This is a genomic window from Aeromonas sp. s13 (assembly GCF_040907905.1).
Taxonomy (GTDB): Bacteria; Pseudomonadota; Gammaproteobacteria; order Enterobacterales; family Aeromonadaceae; genus Aeromonas; species Aeromonas veronii.
In genome coordinates this window covers 119,771-143,759 of the sequence record NZ_JBFOCS010000072.1, presented here as the reverse complement: position 1 = coordinate 143,759, position 23,989 = coordinate 119,771, and the positions used below count along the sequence as shown (strand labels likewise).

At 59.8% G+C, this 23,989-nt stretch carries 23 protein-coding genes and 1 tRNA gene; 11 read left to right on the top strand and 13 right to left on the bottom strand.

The window, feature by feature from the left end; translation table 11 throughout:
• Positions 1–130 precede the first annotated feature (130 nt).
• From AB5Y82_RS15110 to hinT, 7 genes are all read right to left on the bottom strand, one after another.
• Positions 131–565 carry a hypothetical protein gene (locus AB5Y82_RS15110; protein ID WP_005334044.1) on the bottom strand — a complete coding sequence of 145 codons (435 nt, stop codon included), beginning with the start codon at positions 563–565 and terminating at the stop codon, positions 131–133.
• A gap of 96 nt (positions 566–661) precedes the next feature.
• Positions 662–1,519 carry a DUF6279 family lipoprotein gene (locus AB5Y82_RS15105; protein WP_005353080.1) on the bottom strand — a complete coding sequence of 286 codons (858 nt, stop codon included), beginning with the start codon at positions 1,517–1,519 and terminating at the stop codon, positions 662–664.
• A 3-nt stretch (positions 1,520–1,522) separates the two neighbouring features.
• Positions 1,523–2,368, bottom strand: a complete 846-nt coding sequence (locus tag AB5Y82_RS15100; protein ID WP_201901949.1) for a choline/ethanolamine kinase family protein — start codon at positions 2,366–2,368, stop codon at positions 1,523–1,525.
• The gene (gene lpoB, locus AB5Y82_RS15095; protein WP_005334041.1) at positions 2,358–2,954 is read right to left on the bottom strand and encodes a penicillin-binding protein activator LpoB; all 597 of its coding nucleotides are present in this window, start codon (positions 2,952–2,954) and stop codon (positions 2,358–2,360) included. The genes AB5Y82_RS15100 and lpoB overlap by 11 nt, the downstream gene beginning before the upstream one ends.
• Positions 2,954–3,352: a YcfL family protein gene (locus AB5Y82_RS15090; RefSeq protein WP_005334038.1), complete on the bottom strand. Its 399-nt coding sequence runs from the start codon at positions 3,350–3,352 to the stop codon at positions 2,954–2,956. Before AB5Y82_RS15090 ends, lpoB begins: the two co-directional genes overlap by 1 nt.
• Before the next feature lie 83 nt (positions 3,353–3,435).
• Positions 3,436–4,872 (bottom strand): COG3014 family protein, encoded by a 1,437-nt coding sequence (locus AB5Y82_RS15085; protein WP_236354170.1) that lies wholly within the window; start codon positions 4,870–4,872, stop codon positions 3,436–3,438.
• Positions 4,872–5,222 carry a purine nucleoside phosphoramidase gene (gene hinT, locus AB5Y82_RS15080; protein WP_005334033.1) on the bottom strand — a complete coding sequence of 117 codons (351 nt, stop codon included), beginning with the start codon at positions 5,220–5,222 and terminating at the stop codon, positions 4,872–4,874. Before hinT ends, AB5Y82_RS15085 begins: the two co-directional genes overlap by 1 nt.
• Positions 5,223–5,474: 252 nt before the next feature.
• Between hinT and AB5Y82_RS15075 the strand changes: the two genes are divergently transcribed.
• Positions 5,475–7,487, top strand: a complete 2,013-nt coding sequence (locus AB5Y82_RS15075) for a methyl-accepting chemotaxis protein (RefSeq protein ID WP_368174174.1) — start codon at positions 5,475–5,477, stop codon at positions 7,485–7,487.
• 71 nt (positions 7,488–7,558) lie between these two features.
• Here AB5Y82_RS15075 and AB5Y82_RS15070 read toward each other — a convergent pair whose 3' ends face one another.
• Positions 7,559–8,434, bottom strand: coding sequence for a 6-pyruvoyl tetrahydropterin synthase family protein (locus tag AB5Y82_RS15070; RefSeq protein ID WP_368174173.1), 876 nt, complete (start codon positions 8,432–8,434; stop codon positions 7,559–7,561).
• A gap of 80 nt (positions 8,435–8,514) precedes the next feature.
• On the opposite strand from AB5Y82_RS15070, the gene AB5Y82_RS15065 reads away from it, so the two are divergent.
• From AB5Y82_RS15065 to AB5Y82_RS15045, 5 genes are all read left to right on the top strand, one after another.
• Complete coding sequence (locus tag AB5Y82_RS15065; protein WP_042053202.1) at positions 8,515–9,858, top strand: dihydroorotase; 1,344 nt, start codon at positions 8,515–8,517, stop codon at positions 9,856–9,858.
• A gap of 112 nt (positions 9,859–9,970) precedes the next feature.
• A tRNA-Pro gene (locus tag AB5Y82_RS15060) sits at positions 9,971–10,047 on the top strand.
• Positions 10,048–10,259: 212 nt separating this feature from the next.
• Positions 10,260–10,691, top strand: coding sequence for a hypothetical protein (locus AB5Y82_RS15055; protein WP_041235087.1), 432 nt, complete (start codon positions 10,260–10,262; stop codon positions 10,689–10,691).
• 204 nt (positions 10,692–10,895) lie between these two features.
• Complete coding sequence (locus AB5Y82_RS15050; RefSeq protein WP_151287223.1) at positions 10,896–12,155, top strand: dicarboxylate/amino acid:cation symporter; 1,260 nt, start codon at positions 10,896–10,898, stop codon at positions 12,153–12,155.
• A gap of 104 nt (positions 12,156–12,259) precedes the next feature.
• A complete protein-coding gene (locus tag AB5Y82_RS15045; RefSeq protein ID WP_368174172.1) occupies positions 12,260–13,879 on the top strand; it encodes a methyl-accepting chemotaxis protein in 1,620 nt (539 codons plus the stop codon).
• A 63-nt stretch (positions 13,880–13,942) separates the two neighbouring features.
• Here AB5Y82_RS15045 and AB5Y82_RS15040 read toward each other — a convergent pair whose 3' ends face one another.
• Complete coding sequence (locus tag AB5Y82_RS15040) at positions 13,943–14,545, bottom strand: DUF924 family protein (RefSeq protein ID WP_368174171.1); 603 nt, start codon at positions 14,543–14,545, stop codon at positions 13,943–13,945.
• Between the two features lie 251 nt (positions 14,546–14,796).
• On the opposite strand from AB5Y82_RS15040, the gene AB5Y82_RS15035 reads away from it, so the two are divergent.
• The 3 genes from AB5Y82_RS15035 (at position 14,797) to AB5Y82_RS15025 (ending at position 17,779) form a co-directional block, all read left to right on the top strand.
• A complete protein-coding gene (locus tag AB5Y82_RS15035) occupies positions 14,797–14,937 on the top strand; it encodes a hypothetical protein (RefSeq protein WP_021231002.1) in 141 nt (46 codons plus the stop codon).
• A gap of 1 nt (position 14,938) precedes the next feature.
• Positions 14,939–15,859 (top strand): DUF808 domain-containing protein, encoded by a 921-nt coding sequence (locus AB5Y82_RS15030; RefSeq protein ID WP_058053833.1) that lies wholly within the window; start codon positions 14,939–14,941, stop codon positions 15,857–15,859.
• A 123-nt stretch (positions 15,860–15,982) separates the two neighbouring features.
• Positions 15,983–17,779: a M3 family oligoendopeptidase gene (locus tag AB5Y82_RS15025; protein ID WP_368174170.1), complete on the top strand. Its 1,797-nt coding sequence runs from the start codon at positions 15,983–15,985 to the stop codon at positions 17,777–17,779.
• Positions 17,780–17,842: 63 nt separating this feature from the next.
• On the opposite strand, the gene AB5Y82_RS15020 is transcribed toward AB5Y82_RS15025, so the two are convergent.
• Positions 17,843–19,249, bottom strand: coding sequence for a nucleobase:cation symporter-2 family protein (locus tag AB5Y82_RS15020; RefSeq protein WP_069527695.1), 1,407 nt, complete (start codon positions 19,247–19,249; stop codon positions 17,843–17,845).
• A 505-nt stretch (positions 19,250–19,754) separates the two neighbouring features.
• Between AB5Y82_RS15020 and ycfP the strand changes: the two genes are divergently transcribed.
• Complete coding sequence (ycfP, locus tag AB5Y82_RS15015) at positions 19,755–20,294, top strand: alpha/beta hydrolase YcfP (RefSeq protein ID WP_005334000.1); 540 nt, start codon at positions 19,755–19,757, stop codon at positions 20,292–20,294.
• A gap of 74 nt (positions 20,295–20,368) precedes the next feature.
• Positions 20,369–21,661, top strand: a complete 1,293-nt coding sequence (locus AB5Y82_RS15010; RefSeq protein WP_005333998.1) for an NAD(P)/FAD-dependent oxidoreductase — start codon at positions 20,369–20,371, stop codon at positions 21,659–21,661.
• Between the two features lie 84 nt (positions 21,662–21,745).
• Here AB5Y82_RS15010 and AB5Y82_RS15005 read toward each other — a convergent pair whose 3' ends face one another.
• From AB5Y82_RS15005 to AB5Y82_RS14995, 3 genes are all read right to left on the bottom strand, one after another.
• Positions 21,746–22,387: an energy-coupling factor ABC transporter permease gene (locus tag AB5Y82_RS15005; protein ID WP_005361550.1), complete on the bottom strand. Its 642-nt coding sequence runs from the start codon at positions 22,385–22,387 to the stop codon at positions 21,746–21,748.
• A gap of 88 nt (positions 22,388–22,475) precedes the next feature.
• Positions 22,476–23,273 (bottom strand): pyruvate formate lyase 1-activating protein, encoded by a 798-nt coding sequence (gene pflA / locus AB5Y82_RS15000; protein WP_080768686.1) that lies wholly within the window; start codon positions 23,271–23,273, stop codon positions 22,476–22,478.
• Between the two features lie 65 nt (positions 23,274–23,338).
• A partial coding sequence (locus tag AB5Y82_RS14995; RefSeq protein WP_368174169.1) for a putative bifunctional diguanylate cyclase/phosphodiesterase occupies positions 23,339–23,989 on the bottom strand: 651 nt, incomplete at its 5' end.

The window sequence follows — 23,989 nt, the reverse complement described above, 5'->3', positions numbered from 1 at the left end:
TGCCCGGGCCGATAGCAACAAGGCTCGGCAAGGCGCAAAAAATGGGATGCATCAGATGCGGATCAGGCAGCCGCCGGATCCGTCAGGAAGAGGAGATGAGCAAACAGTGGATGTGCCAGCCCCTCCGGGGTCAGGCGCTCAGATAGCTCTGGGTGAAGCGGTATTGCAGATGTTGGCGCTGTAGATGGCGTCGGTGGATCGCGCCAAAGCGATCGCGAAAACTCTGTTTGTGATAGAGCTCGGGTGCCAGCATTAGCCAGCCGAGCAGCAACAGCAGGATGGCCTGGGCCGACCAGCTCTGGATCAGCTCGTAGACCACACTCTTGGGCTGGTTGTCACTGCGCAGGGATTGTTCGAGACGCAGCAGGTGATTCTGATGGCTGCCGACAAACTTGATGATGCCATCATCGCTGTCGCTAAGCTGATTGAACACCTGAGTCTGCTGCTGTTCACTCTGGGGAGATGCGGGTAGCAGCGGGCCTTCCATTCGGGCGATGGAACAAAGCAGGGTGAGGGCGATAACCAGAGTTACCAGCACCAGTTTTACTTTGTCGATAAGGCGCAAAAAGTTAATTCCCGATAAATAGAAAGGGCAAACTACCATAAGCGCCCGGTTTGAACAAGGTTGCCCCGGGCGCATGGCACCATTCGATGCCGCTCGTCAGCTGCCGCTCATCTGCTTGAAGTCGCGGGCATAACCCTTGAGTAGGGAATAGAGATGGGCCCGCTGGGAGATATCCAGCGACTGGCTCATGGCGCTCAGCCAGTTGACGGTACGCTGGCGTGACTGCTCGGTATAGCCGGTAAAGCGGCCATCCATCAGCCCATCTCCCTCGGCCAGCAGGTCAGTCAGCTCGCGGGTAAAGTCGGGACTCTGGCGCTGCTTCATCAGCCTGTCCAGCTCCTGGGTCCAGGACTCCTGAAACTCGAGCCAGGGGGGCATCAGCTCGTACTGCCATTCGGCCCACTGGGCCACCAGTGGCGCCTGAGCCGGTTTCACCTCGCCAATCCAGAACTCGAGTCGCTTGTTCATCTTGTCGCGAAACTCCGCCAGCATCTGCTCTTTGGGCTCAGTGGCAAAGTCCTTTTGCCGCTCCTGTTGCCGCTTGACCCGATCGGTCATAAAGCGGGCCACCTGCTCGTCGGTCAGGGTGCGCGCCAGCCTGACCGCACGGGGGATGGTGTTTTCCAGTGTGCGGGTCAGGCTCTGCTGCACCGCATCGAGATTGGTCGAGATCTGCTCCGGCGTCATGGGGCTGGCCACTGCCTTAGCCAGCGCGTCGAGATCCTTGGCGTAGCGCGGCAGCTCGTGCTGGCGGTGCCAGGCCATCAGCCCCTTCACTTCGCGGCTGAGCAGATCCTTCTGCGAATAGGAGAGGGCAAAGTAGTCATCCAGCTGCCAGATGATGGCGGTATCGAGCCAGTAGTAGATCACCCGGGTGGAGCAGCCGGTCAGCAGCAGGCCGATCAGCAGCAGACCCCAGGTTTTCGGCTTGTGCCAGCGCACCTTGTTTATCATCTGTTACTCCAGTCGTTGCCGGTTGATGGCGATCAGGGTGTCATAGTCGAGTGAGGGCTGTTGCTCTGCCATCAGCAGGGCCCAGAGCAGGCCGATATAGTCGACCCAGGGTAAAAATGCCTCGCTCTGAAAATCGGGCCACTGGTGGCGCGGCACGGCCTGCAGATAGTGCACTTCCAGCTCGTCGCGCCGCTCGGCGGGCCACTCATGGGTGCGCTGGATGCTGGCGAGCTCAAAGCCGGGGTGACCTGCCGCGCCATACTCCCAGTCGATGACCCAGGGTTTGCTTCCCAACAAGTTAGCCGGATTGAGATCATGGTGGCAAGGGCGCCAGCAATCATTTGGCTCACTGCTGGCGAGCAAGCTCCGCTCCAGGGCGGGCAGCCAGGAGGGAATTCGGGCCAGTCGGGCGCGATAGCCTGCGGCGTGGGCTCGGACCGCCATCACCACCGCAGGCAGCGGCAGGCGATGGAGCTTGCGCAGCACCTCAGCCAGCAGACGGGGCTGATCGGCTTCCGGTGGCGCCGCGTGCACCCAGTTTGGCTCATCGCACCACTCCAGCAACATCAGGCCGCTGGCGGGATCGCCATAGTGGCAGGGCAGCGCCAACCCTTCTGCCATCGCCCCCTGATAAAGCTGCCACTCGGTGGGACGGTCGATGCCCAAGCGCAGTGGGTCGGAGTGGCCCTGACGCAAAAAGTAACTGCGCCCCGAGGGGAGGCGCAGTCGATAGTTGCAGTTGGTCAGGCCTAACCCGAGTGGTTCCAGCTGCCCCTCCCGCCAGGGGGCTGGCAGGCTGGCCAGCAGCGGATCACAGTTGCCCGTCAGTGGGAGCCGGTTACCAGCCAAAGGTGGATTTCTTCGCCTGTTTGCGGATCTCTTTCTGATCGGCCCACAGCAGTTCGCCGTTTTGCAGATCCATCAGGTTCATGGTCATCTGGTAGTAGACATCCTTCACCTTGCCATTGTCTTTGACGATGCTGGCGAGGTTGCCATAGACCATGTAGCGGGCACCGGTCTGCTTGCCCAGACGTACCATGGAGGCAGGATCCACCATGCCGCTGCTCTGCTGGTATTCGAGCTGCTGCTTGACGGCGGCCACCTTGCTCATGTCGACGAAGCGGAACTTGCCGGCCCGCAGCAACTTGGTGCGGATAGTATCGGTGATGGCTTCGGTATCGATGTGCTCGGAGGTCTTGTTGCGGATAGAGTCCATAAACATCACCGGACGACCGCCAGCGGTGATCTCGCTGGTGGCGGGGGAGGCCAGCATGGAGTCCGCCATCTTGTCGGCGATGGCCTGCAGATCGCTTGAGCCGTAATCGACGGTGACGGTTTCAGTTTCGGTCGGATCACCATAGCTGACGGTTGTGCTGGAGCAGCCGCCCAAGAGCAATGCAGAGGTCAATATCAGCAGGGCATGATTCATTTTCATCAGTAGGATTCCTCAATCACTTCGCGTACGTAAATCCGGTAACCCTGCGCCGCCGGGCTGGGCGCCAGGGCCGAGAGGGTGCGGGTCTGATAGCCATGCAGCTTGATGGGGGTCCAGCCGCGGCCATCGCTGGCGACCTCCTGACCGGCCTCATCATACCAATAGAAGATATATTGCAGCTTGTTATCGCCGCGCTGGGTGCTAGCGGCGGCCACATTGACCTGCAGCAGGCCATTTTGCTGGCGGCGGCTCAGCTCGGTCAGGGTGACGTTGACGTTTTGATGCTGCTCCAGCGTGGGTGCACCGCCCGCCGGGCCATAGAGCGCCACGCCGGAGGTGTTGGTGGCACAGCCGGTCAGCAGCAGCGCGAGCCCGAGGGCCAACCCGTATGCTTTCATCTTGCTCTCCTTCATCGGGGTGAGTGGGGCCGCGTGTGAGCCTGCCCGGTTAATTGTCTTGCTCATCTCTCTTCGCCATCTGCTCAGAGCGGCATCACCCGGGTGGTCAGACCGGCGCCGAGGCGCTGTACCCAGACCAGGGTGGTGCGTCCCTTGTGGATGGTGAGCGGCAATTGCCGCTGCGCCGTCCCTGCGCCCAGGGTGAGATTGATGTCACCTGCCGGCACCATCCCCTGCCAGCTCGATGCCTGAGCTGGCAGCGTCAGCCAGCTGCGGGTATCGGCCCGCTCCGAGAGGGTGTTGAAGATCCCCACCAGAATATTGCCCACATCGCCTCCCTCTTTGGCGGCGGTGCGGCGCATCTGCTCCTTGGCCACCAGTCGCAGCGCCTGGCGGGTCAGCATGCCGGGCAGCCGCTCCTGCAGATCTTTGGCGGCCAGCGCTTCCAGCCTGACCAGCTCGCTGGTCTGCCAGGCCCGCTTGCCGACTTCCACCGTCAGCGGGCCGGTGTCGCTGGCCCGATTATCGTAATAGGGGATGGCGACGGTAAAGGTGCGAAAATCGCCGCGGGAGGTGGAGATGGGCAGCGGCAGGAACAGTTCGCGCCGTGCCGGGATCAAACCATCTTCAAACAGTACCACCAGTTGGCCTTGATCTTTTTCAAGTGGCGGTGCTTTGCGGCCTATCTTTTTCTCGGTCTCGCGGATCTCGTCCGGTGAGCCACGCAGCTGCGCCAGACGCAGCAAGGCATCTTGCAGGCTGCGGTTGTCCGGCGCTATCTGGTAGCCGCGCTGATAGTCGACCCAGGCATCGTTGAGATCCCCGGCCGCCTCATAGAGCATGGCGGAAAAATAGAAGGTGTAGGCGTTCTGAAAACCGTTTTTGACCTTGCCGATCAACCGGTCGAGATCCGGTGCGCCGCGCGACATCAGCTGGCGCATCTCGCCTTCTGCTTCGGCCTCTTCGCTCTCATCCTTCGCCTTGCGCACCTCATCGGCTCGCCGTTTCAGGGCCTGCTCCTGCACCTGATTGGCCCGGCGCACCTCCACCAGGGCACCATCGGTATCTCCCCGTTGCAGATAGTTGAGTGCCAGATAGTGATGCAGCATGGTGCGTTCGTAATCGGGAGTACGATAGGCCATCGACTGATCGTTAGTGAGCAGACTGCCCACCTGATCCAGACCGTGGCTCAGCCGGTATTCGGCCTGATTGTCTTCCCACTGAAGGCGGCTGTCGGCGGCGGTGAACGCCTGCTTGCTGCCCGCATCCTTACCGGCGAGCCAGGCGATACGCCCCTGTTCGAGCCGATCCAGCACAAAGGTGTCATCCCCAAGGGTGGAGTCGCGCACCTCGGGCAGCGCCTCGGCGGCATGGCCCAGCAGCAGCTGGTTGCGCAGGGGCACCATCTGATCGGAGTAGGAGACGAACATATCCTGCCAGCGGGAGGCGCAGCCTCCCAGCAACAGCAGGGCGCCGCAGAGCAACAGGGCGCTGCGGCAGGTTGAGGCGTTGCGATTCATTACAGGCTGAGCAGCGGTCCCAGCGGCTGGCCACCGACCAGATGCATGTGGATGTGGTAGACCTCCTGCCCGCCGTGGCGGTTGCAGTTCATGATGAGGCGGTAGCCATCTTCGGCGATGCCAGCCTCAGCGGCCAGTTTGCGGGCCACGGTGAACATCCGGCCAAGGGCCAGTTCATGTTCGGCTTCCACGTCATTGACGGTGGGGATCAGTACATTGGGGATGATCAGAATATGGGTCTTGGCCTTGGGCTGGATATCCCGGAATGCGGTGACCAGATCGTCTTGATAAAGGATGTCGGCGGGGATCTCTTTACGGATGATTTTGCTGAAAATGGTTTCTTGCGCCATGGCTAACTCCCTTATATGAAACAGAAAATTGAACTAGAACCCCAAGCGGCTCCCGAAAGGGGGGCGAGCAGCACGCCAAGTGTGACACAAGCCGACATTTGACACAGCTGATGTCCCATTCCCTTCAGTTATTGTTAAAAATACCGATAGCCAGAGGGACGTCATCTGCAGCGCCTGTTCAGGGTGGTCTGCAGGGTATCAAAAGGACGGGGTACTCAGGCAAGGGACTTTTGCATATACAGCGGGACAATAATGAAACAAACAATGTCGGATCTCTCCATCTTGCAGCGAGTCTACCTTGGCTTCGCGATCCTGGTGGCCGTGATGGTGGCCAGTTCACTGCTCACATTTCGTAGTCAGGAGACCCTGGGGAACGCACTGGAGCAGGTGACCCAGCAGTCGATGCCGCTGGTGATTGCCAGCAGCCAGACCCAGATCACCCTGCTCAGCGCCAACAAGTGGCTGGGGGATGTGCTCACCGAGCAGGACCCCAAACAGCTGCCGGCCGAAGTGGCCGAACTGAAACAGGCCAAGGCTGCGGTGGGCAAGAGCCTCGACGTCTTGCGCCAGCAGGTCGCCCACCACCCCGAACTGCAAGGGGAGATGAGCAGCCTTAGCCAACAGGTCGACAGCTACCTGCAACTGACCGATACCCTGCCAGGCGAACACGAGGCGCTGCTCACCCGACTGCACAAGGTCAATCTGGCCAAGGGGCAGTTTCAGGTCAGTCTGCCCCAGTTCAAGAAGAGTCTGGGTGACATGATGGTCACCATCGACGACAGCTTTATCAAGATGCTCTCCGAGACCCTGACCACCAAGCTTTCCGCCATCGAACTCTCCACCATGGACGCCCTCAATCAGACCATTCCGACCCCCATCGAAGGGGCGCTCAAGCGCAACAAGATGCAGATCGAGGGGTTCAACAGCACCATCAAGGATCTGCAGGGGGAGCTCAAGAATTTCGAGAACGACATGGGCCACTATGTTCACGGCTTTGTGCGCGACACCACCGCAAGCGAAGGCGTGCTCTCCCAGTATCTGGCGCTGATGAAGCAGCAGGAGCAGATGCGGGAGAAGAGCAAGCAGGCTAGCGCTCTCATCGTCGAGATCCAGAACCGGCTTGAGCGGATCACCGGCCAGAGTCAGCAGCTGATGAGTCAAAGCATTGCGCACGCCAAAGCCACTCAGAGCCAGAGCACTCTGACCCAGGGAACCAGCATCGTCGTCGCCATCCTGATCGCCATGCTGGTGGCTTATACCCTGGGCAAGGCCATTCGCCGTCCGCTCAGGGAGTTGCTGCGGGTGCTGACCGAAGTGACCCAGGGCGACATGACCCAGCGCATCGGTTTTCAGAGCAAGAACGAATTCGGCCAGCTGGGCAGCCAGATCAACCTGCTGATTGCCCAGATGGGGGAGGTGCTGGCACAGCTTTCACAAGCGTCTGCCCAGCTTAACGATGCCGCCCACGGCAACCGCCACACCACCGAATCAGTGCGGGCGGATCTGGAGAAACAGCGGCAGGAGACCGCCTCGGTCGCCGCCGCCATGACCCAGATGGAGGCCTCGGTGCGGGAAGTGGCGCAGGCCGCCAACCAGACCCTGGAGCGGGTGCAGGATGTGGAGAAGGCCTCCGAGATGGGGCGCAAGGTGATGGCGGGCAATATCACCACCACTCATCAACTTGCAGGCAAATTGCAACAGACCGGCAAGGTGATTGGCGATGTGAGCGCCATGAGCAGCCAGATCGGCAACATCCTCGATGTCATTCGAGGCATCGCCGAGCAGACCAATCTGCTGGCCCTCAACGCCGCCATCGAAGCGGCGCGGGCCGGCGAGCAGGGGCGCGGATTTGCGGTGGTGGCGGATGAGGTGCGCAGTCTGGCGGGCCGTACCGCCCAGTCCACCAGCGAGATCCAGACCATGATCGAGAACCTGCAGCAGGGGGTTGCCAAGGCGGTGATCGTAATGCAGGAGTGCTCTCGCGAGATGGACAGCTGCGTGGATCAGAGCTCTCACGCCAACAACGCCATGGAGGAGGTGCAGGGGATTGTGGTGCTGATCAGCGACATGTCGAGCCAGATCGCTTCTGCCGCCGAGCAGCAACAGGCCACCAGCGCCGATATCGCCACCAACCTCAACCGCATCTCCGATATCTCGGATCTCAACTATCAGGGGATCGAGCGGGTGGCCGAGACCAGCCAGCAGCTGGACTCCCTTGCCGAGCAGCAGGAGAGCCTGGTCAAGCGCTTCCGCCTCAGCGCCTGATGGTCGAGAGTTGAAACAACAAGGCCCCGCAGATGCGGGGCCTTCTCTTTATTGCGGCCGTGACAAGGGGATCAGGCGTAGGCAATCGCGCCCTTGCCGACCCCTTCATAGGCGACAATCTTGACGAACTTGTCGCCCACCATCTTCTTCACTTCGCGGGCGATGTAGCAGGCCAGCAGCTCAACCGTGGTGTCAGTGTCGATCATCTCCACCTCGGCGCTGGGGATGGCCAGCTGGAACAGCCCTTGCGGCGCCACATATTTGAAGCCGCAGTGATGCTCGCCAAGCTGGGCATTGGCGCGAGGGCTCAAAGCGAGCTCGGTCAGCGCCACCTTGTCCTCCTCGGTGCCGAGGTAGATATCGCCCCAGCGTTCGGCCCAGTTGAGCTCAAGCTCCTGGTCGCGCTCACCATCGACGTGGATCTCGATGGGAGAGCGGTGGCCGTGGGCGATACGCTGGCAGTTGCCATCGTGCTTTTTCAGGCCATGGCTGTAGTGGTAGAAGGCGCCGGTGATCGCCTCCTGACGCAGGGTCAGGGAGAGATCCTTGATATTGCCCGGCAGCCGTTTGGCCAGTACCGCCAGCAGGTAGCGGGTCACCGACTCTTTATCAACTTGCGGGGCCGGGATAAAGGCAAAGCCCTGGGATGGGCAGCGCAGATGGATGGAGCGACCCGGGCGCAGCAGATCCACTGTGCTTTCGTCACCATCCAGTGTCTCGATGTGGATCAGCGGGCACTCGGTCGGCACCAGCAGCTTGTGGTCCACCTCTTCATCGATGATCGACTTGATCAGCTTCTTTACCCGGCCAAAGTCCAGCAGCATGCTCATTTCGTTGAGCTCACCGCTCATTTCGATATCTACCAGCCAGCTCTCGCCCACCATGCCGCGGCGTTCGCACAGGTAGCTGGAGTCGATCACGGTCAAATCTCTTACAAATAACTTCATCAGTCAGGCCTTGCTACAGAGAAAGGGCAGTTTTGCGCTATTATGACCCGCGATTATCGGCAAAGGAACTGGAACCCCCCATGAACAAACTGCTTATCAAGAATGCCACCCTGGTCAACGAAGGCCGTATCTATGCCTCCGATGTGTTGATCGAGGGGGAACGGATTGCCCGCATCGCCCCGGATATCGAGGCGCCCGATGCGCTGGTTATCGATGCTGCAGGTCGCCATCTCATCCCCGGAATGATCGATGATCAGGTCCACTTCCGGGAGCCGGGATTGACCCACAAGGGGACTATCGCCAGCGAATCCCGCGCCGCCGTCGCCGGTGGCACCACCAGTTTCATGGAAATGCCCAACGTCAATCCCCAGACCACCACCCTCGACGCCCTCGAAGCCAAATACCAGATCGCCGCCAACTCCTCCGTCGCCAACTACAGCTTCTATCTCGGCGCCACCAACGACAACCTTGAAGAGATCAAGCGTCTCGATCCCAAGCAGTCCTGCGGGGTCAAGGTGTTTATGGGCTCCTCGACCGGCAACATGCTGGTGGACAATCAGGAGACCCTGGCGGCCATCTTCCGCGAAAGTCCGGTGATGATCGTGACCCACTGCGAAGACACTCCGACCATCGCCAAGGCGGAAGAGGCGGCGCGGGCCAAGTGGGGCGAGAATGTGCCGATGGGCGAGCACGGCCGCATTCGCAGTGACGAGGCGTGCTACAAATCCTCCAGCATGGCGGTGGCGTTGGCGAAAAAATACGGTGCCAAGCTGCATGTGCTGCATCTGACCTCGGCCAAGGAGCTGTCGCTCTTTACCGCCAGCCATGACCTGAGCGAGCTGAAGGACAAGAACATCACCGCCGAGGTGTGTGTGCACCACCTCTTCTTCAATGATGCCGATTACGAGACCCAGGGCAGCCTGATCAAGTGCAACCCTGCGGTGAAGAGTGCCGCCGACCAACAGGCGCTGCTGGATGCGGTACGCAACGACGTGCTCGACATCATCGCCACCGACCACGCGCCCCACACCTGGGAAGAGAAGCAGAACAGCTACTTCAAGGCGCCGTCCGGTGTGCCGCTAGTGCAGCACTCTTTGCAGGCGCTGCTGGAGCTCTACCACAACGGCGTGTTTACCCTGGAGACTATCGTCAAGAAGACCTCCCATGCGGTGGCCGAGCGCTTCCAGGTGCAGGATCGCGGTTATATCCGCGAGGGGTATTTCGCCGATCTGGTGCTGCTGGATCTGGGCAAGCCCTATGTGGTCAACGATGACAACATCCTCTACCACTGTGGCTGGTCGCCTTTCAACGGCTACCGCTTCCACAGCACGGTGGAGATGACGCTGGTGAACGGCCAGATCGCCTGGCAAAACGGGCAGGTGACTGACCAGATCCTGGGCAAGCGGCTGACCTTTAACCGCTGATTGTTCGCAAAGCAGGCGAACGCACCGTGGCTTAGGAATTGGCGGCGTTTCCCTGTTGACAGGGCAGGGTCATCTCCATAAACTCTGCCCCCGTCAGCCGAGCTGACTCCGTCGGTGTGTAGCGCAGCCAGGTAGCGCATCTGCATGGGGTGTAGAGGGTCGGAGGTTCGAATCCTCTCACACCGACCAAATTCCCCGGTAAAGGCCTTGTCAAACGACAAGGCCTTTTCTTTTGCCTGCGATTTGCCGCACAGGCGTGCAGTGGTGATGCGTGCCGGTCGCTGCTGGCGTGAGTCGATTGTGCAGCCACCGCGCTTTATGGTGTAGTAACGACTCTGTTGCTCATTTGCCTGGCGAGGCCTCTCGTGTCTGCATCCGTATCTAAACCCTGTTGTCTGCTGATGCTCACCCTGCTGCTGGTGGGCTGCGCCACCCCTTACGAGAGTGAAAAGTCATTCTGGAACGGCCAGACCGGTTTCTCCCAGACCCGGCTTGGCCCTGACAAGTGGCAGCTGGAGTTTGTCGGCAACGATCTGGTGGACAGGGAGACCGCCCGCAAATATGTGCTCAAGCGGGCAGGGGAGCTGGCACTGGCAGAGGGTTACTCCTGGCTCAAGGTCGATGAGCTGACCATTAACCGCGATGCCGTCAGGGTGACCCCATCACGGCCGATCTTCGGCTTTGACGAGGATGAGCCGGATCTCTTTATGGCCCAGATGCAGGTGCAGCATACCATCTCGGCGCTGCTCACTTTTCGCCTGTTGCCACGGGCACTCGATGAGCGAACTCTTAATGCGAAATATCTCGCCGAAATCAAAATAAACAGTGATTAATATTGGTGGTTTGCAAGATCCATATCACATACACCTAATGGCAGGATAAAATTCTGGATAAAGCCTCTAGATTTACCCCCTGCTTTTAGGCATTCTCCCAGCATACCAGCCGCCAGGAATCAACGGCTCGGATCACAAAAACGGACTGTAGTGGCTCCCACGCCACTGTTTACGGCTTGCACCAATCAAAACCGGGACTCCCCCATGAAAATGAATAAACTGACGGTCGCCATCCTCATTTCGATGTTGCTTGGCATCCTTACCGGCCAGGGCTATCGCCTGTTTGCTGCCGATCAGGCTGCGGATTTCGCCAATAACATCACGATCCTGACCGATATCTTCCTGCGCCTGATCAAGATGATCATCGCTCCCCTGGTCTTCACCACCCTGGTGGTCGGTATCGCCAAGATGGGCGACACCCGCACCGTCGGGCGTATTGGTGCCAAGACCCTCGGCTGGTTCATGCTGGCCTCCCTGATGTCCCTGAGCCTGGGTCTGGTGATGGTGACCCTGATGCAGCCGGGTGTGGGTCTCTCGCTCTCCCTGCCCAATGACACCGCCAGCTCGGGCATTGCTGCCGGTGCCATTACCCTGAAAGATTTCGTGACCCACGCCATCCCCAAGAGCGTGGTCGAGGCGATGGCCACCAACGAGATCCTGCAGATCGTGGTCTTCTCCCTCTTCTTTGGTCTGGCTGCCGCCGCGCTCGGCGATCTGGCCAAGCCGGTGGTGGTGCTGATGGCCAGCGCTGCCGAGATCATGCTGAAAGTGACCGGTTATGTGATGAACTTTGCGCCGTTCGCGGTGTTTGGCGCCATCGCCGCCATGGTGGCCAAAGAGGGGCTGGGTATTCTGGTCACTTACGGCAGCTTTATGGCCCAGTTCTATATCGCACTGGCCTGCCTCTGGCTGCTGCTGATCGCCATGGGCAGCGTCTTCCTGCGTGGTCGCGTCATCAAGCTGCTGGCGATGATCCGCGAACCCATCCTGCTCGCCTTCTCGACCGCCAGCTCCGAAGCCGCCTATCCGAAGACTCTGGATCGTCTGGAGAAGTTCGGTTGTGACAAGCGCATCGCCAGCTTCGTGCTGCCGATGGGTTACTCCTTCAACCTCGATGGCTCCATGATGTACTGCACCTTCGCGGTGATGTTCATCGCCCAGGCGTATGGTATCGAGCTCTCCATGGCCCAGCAGATCACCATGCTGCTGCTGCTGATGGTCACCTCCAAGGGGATGGCCGGGGTACCGCGCGCCTCTCTGGTGGTGATTGCCGCTACCCTGAACCAGTTCCATATTCCGGAAGCGGGCATCTTGCTGCTGCTGGGGATCGACCACTTCCTCGACATGGGCCGTTCAGCCACCAACGTGCTGGGCAACGCCATCGCCGCCAGCGTGGTCGCCAAGACCGAAGACAGTCTGGGTGAAACCGTCGCGCTGGGCGAGAGTGAGCCAGCCAAAGCCTGATCACAAAGCCATGAAAAATAAACAACAACGGCCCGCCAATGCGGGCCGTTATTGTTTATGGCTCGTCTACACTGCTAGATAGTTTCCATCTGGAGTGTACGGTTATGAATATTGCTCGTCGACTGCAACTGATAGCGCTGCTGGTGATGCTGACGCTCATTTTTCTCAGTTGGTTCAGTATCAATCGCCTTGGGGCAGGCAACCGTGATTTGAGCTATGTGACGGACAATACGGTGCCCAGTATTTCGCTGATTAAGGAAGTACAGGCCGATTTCTATGAATTGCACTCGCTGGTGCAAACACATGTGCTCAATACCGACTCAAGCAAGATGCAGCAGATTGAAACGGGTATCACCGAGATACGGGGACAGATCAATTCGCTGCTCGACAAATATAAGGCAGAGATGCTCTCCAATGATGAAGATCGGCGCCTGACTGACGATGATCAACGCATAGTCGCGCAATATTATCAGGAGATAGACAAGGTTCTGCAGCTCTCCAGCCAAAACAAGAATGATGAAGCCAGAGACATGCTGGCGGGAGAGGCATACGGACTGTTCAAGCAATTTGCCAAGGCAATCGAGCTTCACGTCAACTTCAATATGGATTTGGGACTGGCGCTCAAGAAGCAGGGTCAGGAGAACTACGACAACAGCCTGCAAACCCTGTTGTTGATCGCCGGTGGTGCCACCGTGCTGACGATGGGGCTGTTTGTCTGGTTGTTCAATCAGGTGGCCAATCCCCTTCGCACCGCCATGGATACCCTGACCCGGATCCAGCGTGACCTCAACTTTACCCTGAGAGCAGACGTGAAACAGCAGGATGAGATTGGCCTGACCCTCAATGCGGTCAACCGGCTGCTAGATACGCTGCAACAGACATTTACCGAATTTTCCGTCGGCAGCTTGCAGATCAAGAGCACTGCCGAATCCCTCTCTCAGGCAGCGCAACACCTGGCCAGCTCGGCTAATCAGGCCAATGATGCCACCAGTCTGATAGCCGCCGGTGTGGAAGAGATGACGGTCAGCATCACAGATATCTCCCAGCGCACTCAGGAGACGAGCCGCATCACCAACGAGTCGGGGCAACTGGCGACCGAGGGGGGCCGGACCATCGAGCGCACCGTTCATGCCATCAACGAGATCGCCGACTCCATTCGGCAGGCCTCGGCCGAGGTCATTGCGCTGGGTGAGGGCATTTCGCGCATTGGCGGTGTGGTCAACGTGATCCGTGATGTGGCGGGGCAGACCAACTTGCTGGCCTTGAACGCGGCCATTGAGGCGGCGAGGGCCGGAGAGTCCGGCCGTGGCTTTGCGGTGGTGGCAGATGAAGTGCGCAAACTGGCTGAGCGCACAGCCCAATCCACCCAGGAGATCTCCGCCACGGTAGAGGCGATCCAGCAGGAGTCGAACAATACGGTCTCCCGCATGCATCTGGTGGAGGAGAAGGTGAGCCAGGGGGTCACCATGGCGACAGAGAGTGGTGCCATTATTGCCGAGATCCGCAGTGCGTCGCACCGGGTGATGGATCAGGTGGGCGAGATCACCAATGCCATCCGCGAGCAGAGTTCGGCCGCCGAGTCGATCGCTCATCAGGTAGAGCAGATTGCTCAGGTCGTGCAGCAAACCAGCAGCACAGCGGAAGAGACCTCAGCCGCCGCCGAGGAGCTTAATGTCACCACCGAGAGCATCCACCAGCAGATATCCCGCTATCGCATTCAGTAACGCCGACAGTTGTTATCCATCTGCTATCCCCGCCAGCTGGCGGGGATTTTTTATATGGCTTGCTTAGAAGCCTGAGCCCGGTTGCTGCAAAAATGTCGCTTCTTCCGGTGTGCTGGTGCGACCCAGAATGTCGTTGCGGTGGGGGAAGCGGCCAAAGCGTTCGATGATCACCTGATGACGGCGGGCAAAGTCGGCAAATCCGGCAAAGATCGCCTGCGCCGGTGTGCCAGCCTGCTCGGCAGCCAGTGCCTCGAACAGCGCCACACTTCTGGCCTGTTGTTCGCGGGATTCGGCATGCTCCAGCGGCAGATAGAAGAAGACCCGCTCCAGTGGCGAGAGGGATTTGTCAGCCCCGATGGACAGCCCTTTCAGGCAGAGATCCCTTGCCAGCGGATCCTGGGCAAAGGCCGCAGGCGTGCCGCGATGGATATTGCGGGGCAGCTGGTCGAGCAGCAGGATCAGCGCCAGCCTGCCGTGGTGCAGATCGGCCCAGTCGGCCAGCTCCCCGTTGGCTGCCGCCTCTGCCAGCTTGCCAAAGCGGCTGGCCAGCAGGGCATCCGTTTCGCTGCTTTTCCCCCACCAGAGCGGGGCTTGCCGTGTGGCCCGCAGGACGTCATCGGCTTCGTCGCCAAACCAGAGAGCGAGCAGAGGTTGCCAGGGTTGCATGGGAACTCCTTGAGGTGATTCAGAGGGAACCAGGAACAAATGGCTCAGGGGAGCTGCCGAAACGGCGGCTTCTCGTTACACTGTGCCATCTTTTGCCCGCAAGACGTAACCCCCCTATGGCGATCGCCGGATTTTTGGCTCGGCCGATGATGGCCTGCGATCGCCATGAGGTGGTCCTGTTGACCTTGGTGGTTATCGGGACGTACACCTCTCTCCCGGGGTTGTTCTCACTGATATAAGGAATCTTTGATATGGCCGGAACCAGTTTGTTGGCCCTGCTCGACGATATCGCCAGCGTGCTTGATGACGTGGCGCTGATGACCAAGGTCGTGGTGAACAAGCGCGAGACATTTTTCGGGAAGACGTTTCTCACTGATATAAGGGATCTTTGATATGGCCGGAACCAGTTTGTTGGCCCTGCTCGATGATATCGCGAGCGTGCTTGATGACGTGGCGCTGATGACCAAGATGGCGGCCAAGAAGACCGCCGGGGTGCTGGGGGATGATCTCGCCCTCAACGCGGAGCAGGTCTCTGGGGTACGGGCCGAGCGGGAGTTGCCGGTGGTGTGGGCGGTGGCCAAGGGCTCATTTCGCAACAAGCTTATTCTGGTGCCTGCCGCCATCGCCATCAGTGCGCTGGTGCCCTGGCTTATCACGCCGCTCTTGATGCTGGGTGGCGCCTACCTCTGCTTTGAGGGGGCCGAGAAGCTGGCGCACAAATTCCTGCCCCATGAGGCGAGTGAGGGTGAGGCACACACAGCTCCTATCCCCGATGATCTGGTCGCGTTTGAACAGCAGAAGGTGAAGGGGGCGATCCGCACCGATTTCATTCTTTCTGCCGAGATCATCGTCATCGCCCTTGGCACGGTGCAGGGGGCAAGCCTCGCCCTGCAGCTCTCGGTGGTGGCGGGTATTGCCGTGCTGATGACGGTAGGGGTCTACGGGCTGGTGGGGTTGATCGTCAAACTCGATGACATCGGTCTGCATCTGCTGCAAAAGCCTGATGGCAGCGCCCTGCGCCGCGCGGTGGGACAGGGGCTGCTGGTGACGGCCCCCCGTTTGATGCACCTGCTGGCACTGGTCGGTACCATCGCCATGTTTATGGTGGGCGGCGGCATTCTGGTGCACGGCTGGCCCTTTGCCCATCACCTGATTGAAGGCGCTGCTGCCGTTGTTGCCACCCTGCCCACCGTGGGGGCCGTACTGGCGGCGGTGACACCGACCCTGCTCAACGCCGTGGCCGGTGTGGTGGCGGGCCTGTTGCTGGTTGCGGTGATGACGCTGGTGAGCCGCCTTGCCCCGGCCAAGGGGTAAGCGAGCTTGCGGGCCATTGTCTCTTTTTTCCTCTCTTCATTTTTTGGCCTTCGGGTTGCCCGGTCTCTGACTTGCTGCCCGCAGGTCTGTTGCGCCTCCCGATAAAGGCCTTTGCGAGAAGCTATGTATCAACAACAGTGGAATAACGACCATATCTACCCGGGCCTCGACAGCCCAGAGCTGGAAGCGGACATGCGCGCAGCCCGCCACGCGCTGGAGGAGCTGGCCAGCTATATGGCAGGTCTGGACGGGGTGCGTAGCGATGACGCTGCGCTACAGGATTTCTTGCGGGAAGTGCGGCTGCGCGCCCGTGATATTCGCCATATCGGCTGGAACGTCGCCATTCTGGCCGCGTGCTGCGGCAGTCAGGATGCGCGGGATCCGCAGGCCAAACAGCTGGCGTCCCGTGCCCGCGCCCTCAATGCCGATCTGTTCAAGACGCTGGCGCCGGTGGAAGATCTGATGCTGGCGCTGCCGGAAGATGAATTTGCCGCGTTGATGAGTGATCCGCTGCTCGGCGAGGAGGCGTACCGCCTGCGCCACGAGCGTCGTTTGCAGGATCAGCGCTTGCCGGTGGCGGCGGAGCAGCTGGTGATTGGCCTGGGCACCGATGGTCTGCACGCCTGGGGCAACCTCTATAACGATCTGGTGGGCAAGATCCGGTTAACCATTGATGGCCGCGAGATGGGGCTGGCCGAGGCGAGCAATCTGCTCTCCAGCCCGATACGTGCGCTGCGTTTAGAAGCCTTTGATGCCATCAGCGCCGGTTGGGAAGGGGAGCAGGAGACGGTTGCCGCCATACTCAATGCCCTCAACGGCTGGCGGCTGGAGCTGGCCCGTCAGCGCGGCAAAACCCGTGTGCTCGATGCGCTGGATCTCTCCTGCCATCAAAGTCATATCGAACGCGCCACCCTCGATGCCCTGATGAGCGAAACCTGGCGAGCCCGTGGGTTGGGCCAGCGGGCGCTGGAGCTGATGGCCGAGCGCCTTGGTCTCGACGATCTGGGGCCGGAGGATCTCTTTGCGCCGCCTCCGGCCGTCAGCAGCCGCGAGATCCCGTTCGAGGAGGCGATCGAGTTGATTGCCGATGCTTTTAGCCGTTTCGATCACGAGATGGGGGCGTTTGCCCGCATGATGGCCGAGAAGGGGTGGATTGATGCGGCGCCCACGCCAAATCGCCGCACCGGCGCCTACTGCACCAAGTTTGCCGAACCGGTCGAACCGCGGGTCTTCGTCACCTATGCCGGCACCATGGACAACGTCATCACTCTGGCCCATGAGCTGGGCCACGCCTGGCACAACTGGGTGATCCGGGATCTGCCGATGAGCCAGCGCAGCTACCCCATGACGCTGGCGGAGACCGCCTCCATCTTCGCCGAAACCCTGGTGCGCAGCGCCCTGTTCGAGCAGGCGCAAAGCCCGGAAGAGCAGCTGGCCATCGCCTGGGCCGAGGCCGACGGCGTGGCCACCTTCCTGGTCAATATCCCGGCTCGCTTCGATTTCGAGCAGGCCTTGGTGGCCGAGCGAGCGCAGGGTTATGTGTCGGCAGAGCGGCTCAAGGTACTGACTGACGAAGCGTGGGGACGCTGGTATGAGGGGAGCCTGACCCGCTATCACCCCATGTTCTGGGCGGCCAAGGCGCACTTCTCCATCGCGGGGCTGGGTTTTTACAACTATCCCTATCTGTTTGGTTATCTGTTCAGCCTCGGGGTCTATCAGCAGTTGATGAGCCGCAAGGCGGCGGGGGAAGAGGGCATTGCCGAGGCGTATCGCGCCTTGCTGCGCGATACCGGCCGCATGAGCGCCGAAGAGCTGGTAGCCAAGCATCTGGGGCAAGATATCCGTGAGGCCGCCTTCTGGCAGGGGAGTCTGACACAAGTAGCGCGGGCGGTAGAGCGCTTCGCGCAGTTGCCTGCCTGATTGGGTCAGCGGTGATATGAACAACAGGCCCCCGGACAGTCTCGCTGTCCGGGGGCCTGTTTGTTATGCCTGCTTTTGTTGCGGTTTGATGGGACCAACGAATAGAGGACGGGTCTGGTGAGTCAGGTCAGGCTGATAGCCGTTGAAGAAGAGGTTGAGCAGTACCGAACTGATGGTGGCCAACAGAATACCGCTATGAAAAAGCGGTTGTAGCTGCGCCGGAAGCTGTTGGAAAAAATTCCCGGAGACCGTCGGGATCATGCCAATTCCGAGACTGATGGCGACGATATAGAGGTTGTGACGGTTGCTGTTGTAATCGGTGCGCGCCAGGATGCGAATGCCGGTGGCCAGCACCATACCGAACATCACGATACCGGCGCCCCCCAGCACGAAGGGCGGTATGGAGGCGACCAGCACCGACATCTTGGGGATGAGGCCAAAGGCGAGCAGGATCCCCCCCGACATCACGCAGACCCAGCGACTCGATACCCCGGTCACGCTCACCAGACCGATATTCTGGGAGAAGGAGGTGTGGGGGAAGCTGTTGAATATCCCACCAATAATGGTGCCGATGCCATCCACCCGCAGCCCGCGCACGATATCACCGCGCCTGGCCGGATGGCCGACGATGTCGCCAAGGGCCAGAAACATCCCCATGGATTCGATAAAGGTGATGAGCATGATCACCGTCAGAGTGGCGATGGAGATGGGATCGAAGGTGGGCCAGCCGAAGGCGAAGGGCACTATGGGGGCAAACCAGGCTGCCTCGCCGAGGCCATCGAGGCTCACTTCGCCCATGGCGATGGCCACCACGAAACCGAAGATGATCCCGAGCAGCACCGAGATATTGCTGAAAAAGCCCTTGGTGAAGCGGGTCACCAGCAGGATAAAGACGAGCACCAGAAAGCTGGTGCCGATATAGCGCAGGCTGCCATATTCCGGATTGCCCTTGCCCCCCGCCATCCAGTCGATCCCCACCTGCATGATGCTGATCCCGATGGAGGTGATAACCACCCCGGTGACGACGGTGGGGAAGAGTGGCATCAGCCGACCTATCAGCGGCACCAGCAGGGTCGAGATGATACCGGCGGCGATGGTGGCGCCGAAGATGCCCGTCAGCCCCAGATCCGGGTTGGCTCCGATGGCCAGCATGGGCATCACGGCGGCAAAGGTGACCGACATGATGACCGGCAGCCGGATCCCGGCAAAACGGCCAATCCCGACACATTGCAGCAGGGTGACGATGCCGCAGCAGAAGAGATCCGAACTGATAAGGTAGGAGATTTGATCCTTGGGCAGCCCCAGACTGCCGCCAATCACCAGTGGCACCGCCACGGCGCCGGCGTACATCACCAGCACATGTTGCAGGCCCAGGGTAAAGAGTTGGCCCATGGGGAGCATGCGCTCCACTTCATCCACCGGGCGCTTGCGCGCACCCGGTCGGGGGGAGGGGGGATTGGTCTCGTTCATGAACAGATCACTCCTTGAAGCCCGCGCAACTGCTACAGGCAAGATAGTGAAAGCCGCAGCTTTCCCGGTCATTGATCTCGTGTATTGACAGAGGTGCCAGATCCCTCGGCAGTAGTGAGAGGGATCCGGTGCAGCACGGGTCAGTGCACAAAACATGCACAACGCCGCTCACGAGAGAAAACGTTTGGTGATAACGCCTTGTTTTTGCGGGATGAGTCACATACCGGCCAGATAAGTGTCCGGCTGCTGGCAGGGGAAGGAGGTGAGGGCATCTCAGATTGGTAAGGGGTTTATCATTATTGGTCTTGCGATCTCACTTTGATAGCCGGGCACCATAACGTTGCTCGCAATGCGCCCCTCTGCATGTGACGGCGCTCGCGGGCTGCAGGGCGCAATCGGGGGCGGGGGCGTGATCCAAAGCAAGAAAGTTGGATGTTTTGGTGGCGCACGGGGCCGCCGCTGGGGTAGTTTCGATAAAACCGACACAGATCCTGAGGTCTTATCCATGATCATCTATCTGCATGGCTTTGATGCCACCAGCCCAGGCAATCACGAGAAAGTGCTGCAGTTGCAGTTTATTGATGATGATGTGCGTTTCGTGCACTACAGCACGGTTCACCCCCGTCATGATATGAGCCATCTGCTCAAGGAAGTGAAAAAACAGCTCGATATGAGTACCGATCCCAAACCGCTGATCTGCGGCGTGGGTCTTGGTGGCTATTGGAGCGAGCGGATCGGCTTTCTGTGCGGCATTCGCCAAGTGATCTTCAACCCCAACCTCCATCCGGAAGAGAACATGCAGGGCAAGATCGACCGGCCGGAAGAATATGACGATATCGGTACCAAGTGTGTAACTGAATTTCGTAAGAAAAATTCAGGAAACTGCCTGTGTATCCTTTCCGTTCAGGATGAAGTGCGCGATAATCGGGACACTGAACGTGAATTGAAGAACTATTACGACATCGTGTGGGATGAGCGCGAGACTCATAAGTTCAAAAATATCTCGCATCATCTGCAGCGGATGAAGGCCTTCAAAGAAGCCTGATCCATCACGTCGACCGATTTCGTTTTAGGGAGCCAATGGCTCCCTTTCGTTTTGAGGAACCGAGGAAAATCATCATGATGAATATTGTCGTTGTAGGCGGCGGCGCCGGTGGCCTGGAGCTGGCCACCAGTCTGGGTCGCAAGCTTGGCAAGAAGAACAAGGCCAAGATCACTCTGGTCGATCGCAACCGCACCCACCTGTGGAAACCCCTGCTGCACGAAGTAGCCACCGGCTCCATGGATGCGGGCATCGATGCCCTGAGCTACCAATCTCACGCCAAGAACCACGGTTTCGACTTCCAGCTCGGCACCCTGACCGACATCAAGCGTGACGATAAACGCATCGTGCTGGCCCCGATCCACGACGACAATGGCGACATCGTGGTCAACGAGCGCGAGCTGCCCTACGACTATCTGGTGATGGCCATCGGTTCTGTCTCCAACGACTTCAACACCAAGGGCATCAAGGATAACTGTATTTTCCTCGATAGCCCCTCCCAGGCGCACCGTTTCCACAACAGCATGATGAACCGCTTCCTGCAGTTCGCCACCGAATATAAGCCGGGCGATAAGGTGAAGATTGCCATCGTCGGCGGCGGCGCCACCGGCGTCGAGCTCTCTGCCGAGCTCTACAACGCGGTCGAGCAGCTCTACGCCTACGGCTTCAAGAACCTCACCACCGACAGCCTGAAGGTGACCCTGGTGGAAGCGGGCCCGCGCATTCTGCCGGCTCTGCCGGAGCGCATCAGTGGCGCCGCCCATCAGGAGCTGGTCAAGCTGGGTGTGGACGTGCGTACCGCCACCATGATCACCGAAGCGACCAGCGACGGTCTGCACACCAAGGATGGCGAGCTGATTGAAGCGGATCTGATGGTGTGGGCGGCCGGTATCAAGGCACCTGACTTCATGAAGGATATCGCCGGTCTTGAGACCAACCGCATCAACCAGCTGGTGGTGAAAGAGACCCTGCAGACTACCCGTGACGAGAACATCTTCGTCATCGGTGACTGCGCCGCCTGCCCGCAGCCGGATGGCAAGTTCGTGCCGCCGCGCGCCCAGTCTGCCCACCAGATGGCCAGCCAGGCGTTCAAGAACATCCTGGCCAAGATGAACGGCGGCGAGATGAAGCCCTACCTCTACCACGACCACGGTTCGCTGGTCTCCCTCAGCCGCTTCTCCACCGTGGGTAGCCTGATGGGCAACCTGATGCGCGGCTCCATGATGGTGGAGGGCTACATTGCCCGTCTGGTCTACATCTCCCTCTACCGGATGCACCAGATCGCCCTGCACGGCTACGTCAAGACCGGCCTCATCATGCTGGTGGGTCGCATCAACCGGGTACTGCGCCCGACCCTGAAGCTGCACTAAGCCGGGATTTGGCAACATGTTGAATACCAAAAGGAGAGGCGATGGCCTCTCCTTTTTTATGGGCGCAGATCAGGAAAGAGAGCGTTACTTGCCCAGATAGGTGCGGTCGAAGAAGGTATTGACCCAGTGGGGGCGGTAGATGGCCAGCACCGTCATCGCCATGCCGTTGAGCAGGGCTTCGGGAAACAGCAGCAGTGGCCAGATGGAGAGGTAATCCGCCGTGATGGTGTGCCAGGGGTAGCTGTCGCTCAGCCCCATCAGCAATGCGCTGGCGGCCACCTTGACCGAGATGGTGATGGCGCCGCCGAGAAAGGCGGCCACGAAGATATAGACAAAGAGATGGCGCGGCAGCCAGGCCCAGCTGGCCAGAAACAGCAGCCAGCTGGTGGCCACCGGCAGGGCGATGCCAACCAGCGCTTGCCAGCCAAAATCGGCCAGATTGGTGACGCCGAAGTAACCGAGCACCAGCAGGGTCAGGCAGGGGGCGAGCAACGCCAGCCGCCAGCCGAGCAGCAGGGTGAGGGAGGTGAGCCCGAGAAAATGGACCTCCAGCCCCTCATGCAGACCGGCCCTTAGATACCAGAGCGGCACCAGCGCGATGGCACTACCCAGCAACAGGTGCTGATAGAGGGGGTTGTCATGGAGGGTTTGCCACAGAGAGCGGCGCAGGCTGAAGGCCAGCAGTACCAGCCAGATCAGGAGGGCGGCGAGTTGTCCTTCACTCATCTTGTCGTCCATTCATGCAGTAGAGTCCGGGCGGCCTTCCCGACCGCCCCATAGCAGAGCAGGCTGACGAATCAGCCTGCTTTTACCATCAATATTTGACGTTGTTGTGGTACTTGCCGAGGATGCCCTTGACCCGTTCCATGGTCTCCTTGCTGGGGGGCTTGATCCCGCTCAGCTCGTACGGGTCGCCCAGTACGTCCCACTTGTGTTTGCCGAGCTCATGGTAGGGGAGCAGCTCCACCTTCTCCACGCTATCGCCCAGCTCGGCGATAAACTGGCCCAGCCCTTCGGCGCTCTCGTCGTCGTCGCTCCAGGTCGGTACCACCACGTAGCGGATCCACATGGTCTTGCCTTTGGCTGCCAGATAGCGGGCAAACTCCAGGGTGTATCTGTTGCTGACGTGGGTCAGCGGAATGTGTTTCTCGTCATTGATCTGTTTGATGTCGAGCAGCACCAGATCGGTCTGGTCGAGCAGCTTGTCCACCTGTTCGTCGAGATGACGGACGAAGCCGTTGGTGTCGAGACAGGTGTGGATCCCTTTCTCTTTGCAGGCGGTAAAGAGTTCGGTAATGAAAGCCGGTTGCAGCATGGCTTCACCGCCGGACGCTGTCACGCCACCACCGGAGGCATTCATGAAGTGGCGATAGCTGGTGATGTCACTCATCAACTCCGGTACGGTCACTTCGCGGCCACCTTCGGTATCCCAGGTATCGCGGTTGTGGCAGTACTTGCAGCGCATCAGGCAGCCTTGCATGAATACGATAAAGCGTATTCCCGGGCCATCGACAGTGCCGCAGGTTTCGACGGAATGGATCCGGCCAACGGTGCCGTGAGCTCCGGCTGGCTGGCTGATTTCAACGGCAGGGATCCGATTAATGACAGACATAAACAACTCCAACGATTCGAGCAGGCCGTTATTTTATTACATAAACCCCTATTGATCCTACACCTTTAGTCCGGCGCTCGGCTGCCAAGCAGCTGCTCCAGCCCCTTGACGGTGAGCGGCCGACTGGTGAGAAACCCTTGATAATGCTGGCATCCCAGTGCTTTGAGGATGGCCAGCTGCGCCTCCTCTTCCACCCCTTCGGCGGTGACGGTAAAACGAAAGACCTGGGCCAGATCGAGTATCGCCTTGACGATGGCTCTGTCCTGTTCGCTGTGTACCAGGGTCTGAATGAAGCTTCTGTCCAGCTTCACCTCATCGGCGGGCAGATCCCGCAGATAGGCCAGCGACGAGTAGCCGGTACCGAAGTCATCGATGGAGATGAGGATGCCGAGCTCCTTGAGCTGGCGCATTCTGGCAATACTCTCCTGCCGATTCTCCAATACTACCGATTCGGTCACCTCCAGCAGCAGGCGGGAGGGGGGCACACCGGTGTCGCGCAAGATGTACTCCACCTGTTGTACGAAGCCCTGGGTGTGGAACTGGCGAGCGCTGACGTTGACCGACAGATGGGGGATCTGCAGGCCACGGTTGAGCCAGAAGCTGTATTGGGCACAGGCGGTCTTCATCACCCAGTAGCCGATCTCGAGGATCAGGCTGGTCTCTTCGGCGATGGGGATAAACTCCCCGGGTGGCACCATGGTGCCGTCGCTGCGCTG

Excerpts from the sequence above, each read along its gene's own strand:
- AB5Y82_RS15105 (WP_005353080.1), bottom strand. The coding sequence starts at position 1,519 with ATGATAAACAAGGTGCGCTGGCACAAGCCGAAAACCTGGGGTCTGCTG.
- lpoB (WP_005334041.1), bottom strand. The coding sequence starts at position 2,954 with ATGAAAATGAATCATGCCCTGCTGATATTGACCTCTGCATTGCTCTTG.
- AB5Y82_RS15090 (WP_005334038.1), bottom strand. The coding sequence starts at position 3,352 with ATGAAAGCATACGGGTTGGCCCTCGGGCTCGCGCTGCTGCTGACCGGC.
- AB5Y82_RS15085 (WP_236354170.1), bottom strand. The coding sequence starts at position 4,872 with ATGAATCGCAACGCCTCAACCTGCCGCAGCGCCCTGTTGCTCTGCGGC.
- hinT (WP_005334033.1), bottom strand. The coding sequence starts at position 5,222 with ATGGCGCAAGAAACCATTTTCAGCAAAATCATCCGTAAAGAGATCCCC.
- AB5Y82_RS15075 (WP_368174174.1), top strand. The coding sequence starts at position 5,475 with ATGAAACAAACAATGTCGGATCTCTCCATCTTGCAGCGAGTCTACCTT.
- AB5Y82_RS15070 (WP_368174173.1), bottom strand. The coding sequence starts at position 8,434 with ATGAAGTTATTTGTAAGAGATTTGACCGTGATCGACTCCAGCTACCTG.
- AB5Y82_RS15065 (WP_042053202.1), top strand. The coding sequence starts at position 8,515 with ATGAACAAACTGCTTATCAAGAATGCCACCCTGGTCAACGAAGGCCGT.
- AB5Y82_RS15055 (WP_041235087.1), top strand. The coding sequence starts at position 10,260 with ATGCTCACCCTGCTGCTGGTGGGCTGCGCCACCCCTTACGAGAGTGAA.
- AB5Y82_RS15050 (WP_151287223.1), top strand. The coding sequence starts at position 10,896 with ATGAAAATGAATAAACTGACGGTCGCCATCCTCATTTCGATGTTGCTT.
- AB5Y82_RS15045 (WP_368174172.1), top strand. The coding sequence starts at position 12,260 with ATGAATATTGCTCGTCGACTGCAACTGATAGCGCTGCTGGTGATGCTG.
- AB5Y82_RS15040 (WP_368174171.1), bottom strand. The coding sequence starts at position 14,545 with ATGCAACCCTGGCAACCTCTGCTCGCTCTCTGGTTTGGCGACGAAGCC.
- AB5Y82_RS15035 (WP_021231002.1), top strand. The coding sequence starts at position 14,797 with ATGGCCGGAACCAGTTTGTTGGCCCTGCTCGACGATATCGCCAGCGTG.
- AB5Y82_RS15030 (WP_058053833.1), top strand. The coding sequence starts at position 14,939 with ATGGCCGGAACCAGTTTGTTGGCCCTGCTCGATGATATCGCGAGCGTG.
- AB5Y82_RS15025 (WP_368174170.1), top strand. The coding sequence starts at position 15,983 with ATGTATCAACAACAGTGGAATAACGACCATATCTACCCGGGCCTCGAC.
- AB5Y82_RS15020 (WP_069527695.1), bottom strand. The coding sequence starts at position 19,249 with ATGAACGAGACCAATCCCCCCTCCCCCCGACCGGGTGCGCGCAAGCGC.
- ycfP (WP_005334000.1), top strand. The coding sequence starts at position 19,755 with ATGATCATCTATCTGCATGGCTTTGATGCCACCAGCCCAGGCAATCAC.
- AB5Y82_RS15010 (WP_005333998.1), top strand. The coding sequence starts at position 20,369 with ATGATGAATATTGTCGTTGTAGGCGGCGGCGCCGGTGGCCTGGAGCTG.
- AB5Y82_RS15005 (WP_005361550.1), bottom strand. The coding sequence starts at position 22,387 with ATGAGTGAAGGACAACTCGCCGCCCTCCTGATCTGGCTGGTACTGCTG.
- pflA (WP_080768686.1), bottom strand. The coding sequence starts at position 23,273 with ATGTCTGTCATTAATCGGATCCCTGCCGTTGAAATCAGCCAGCCAGCC.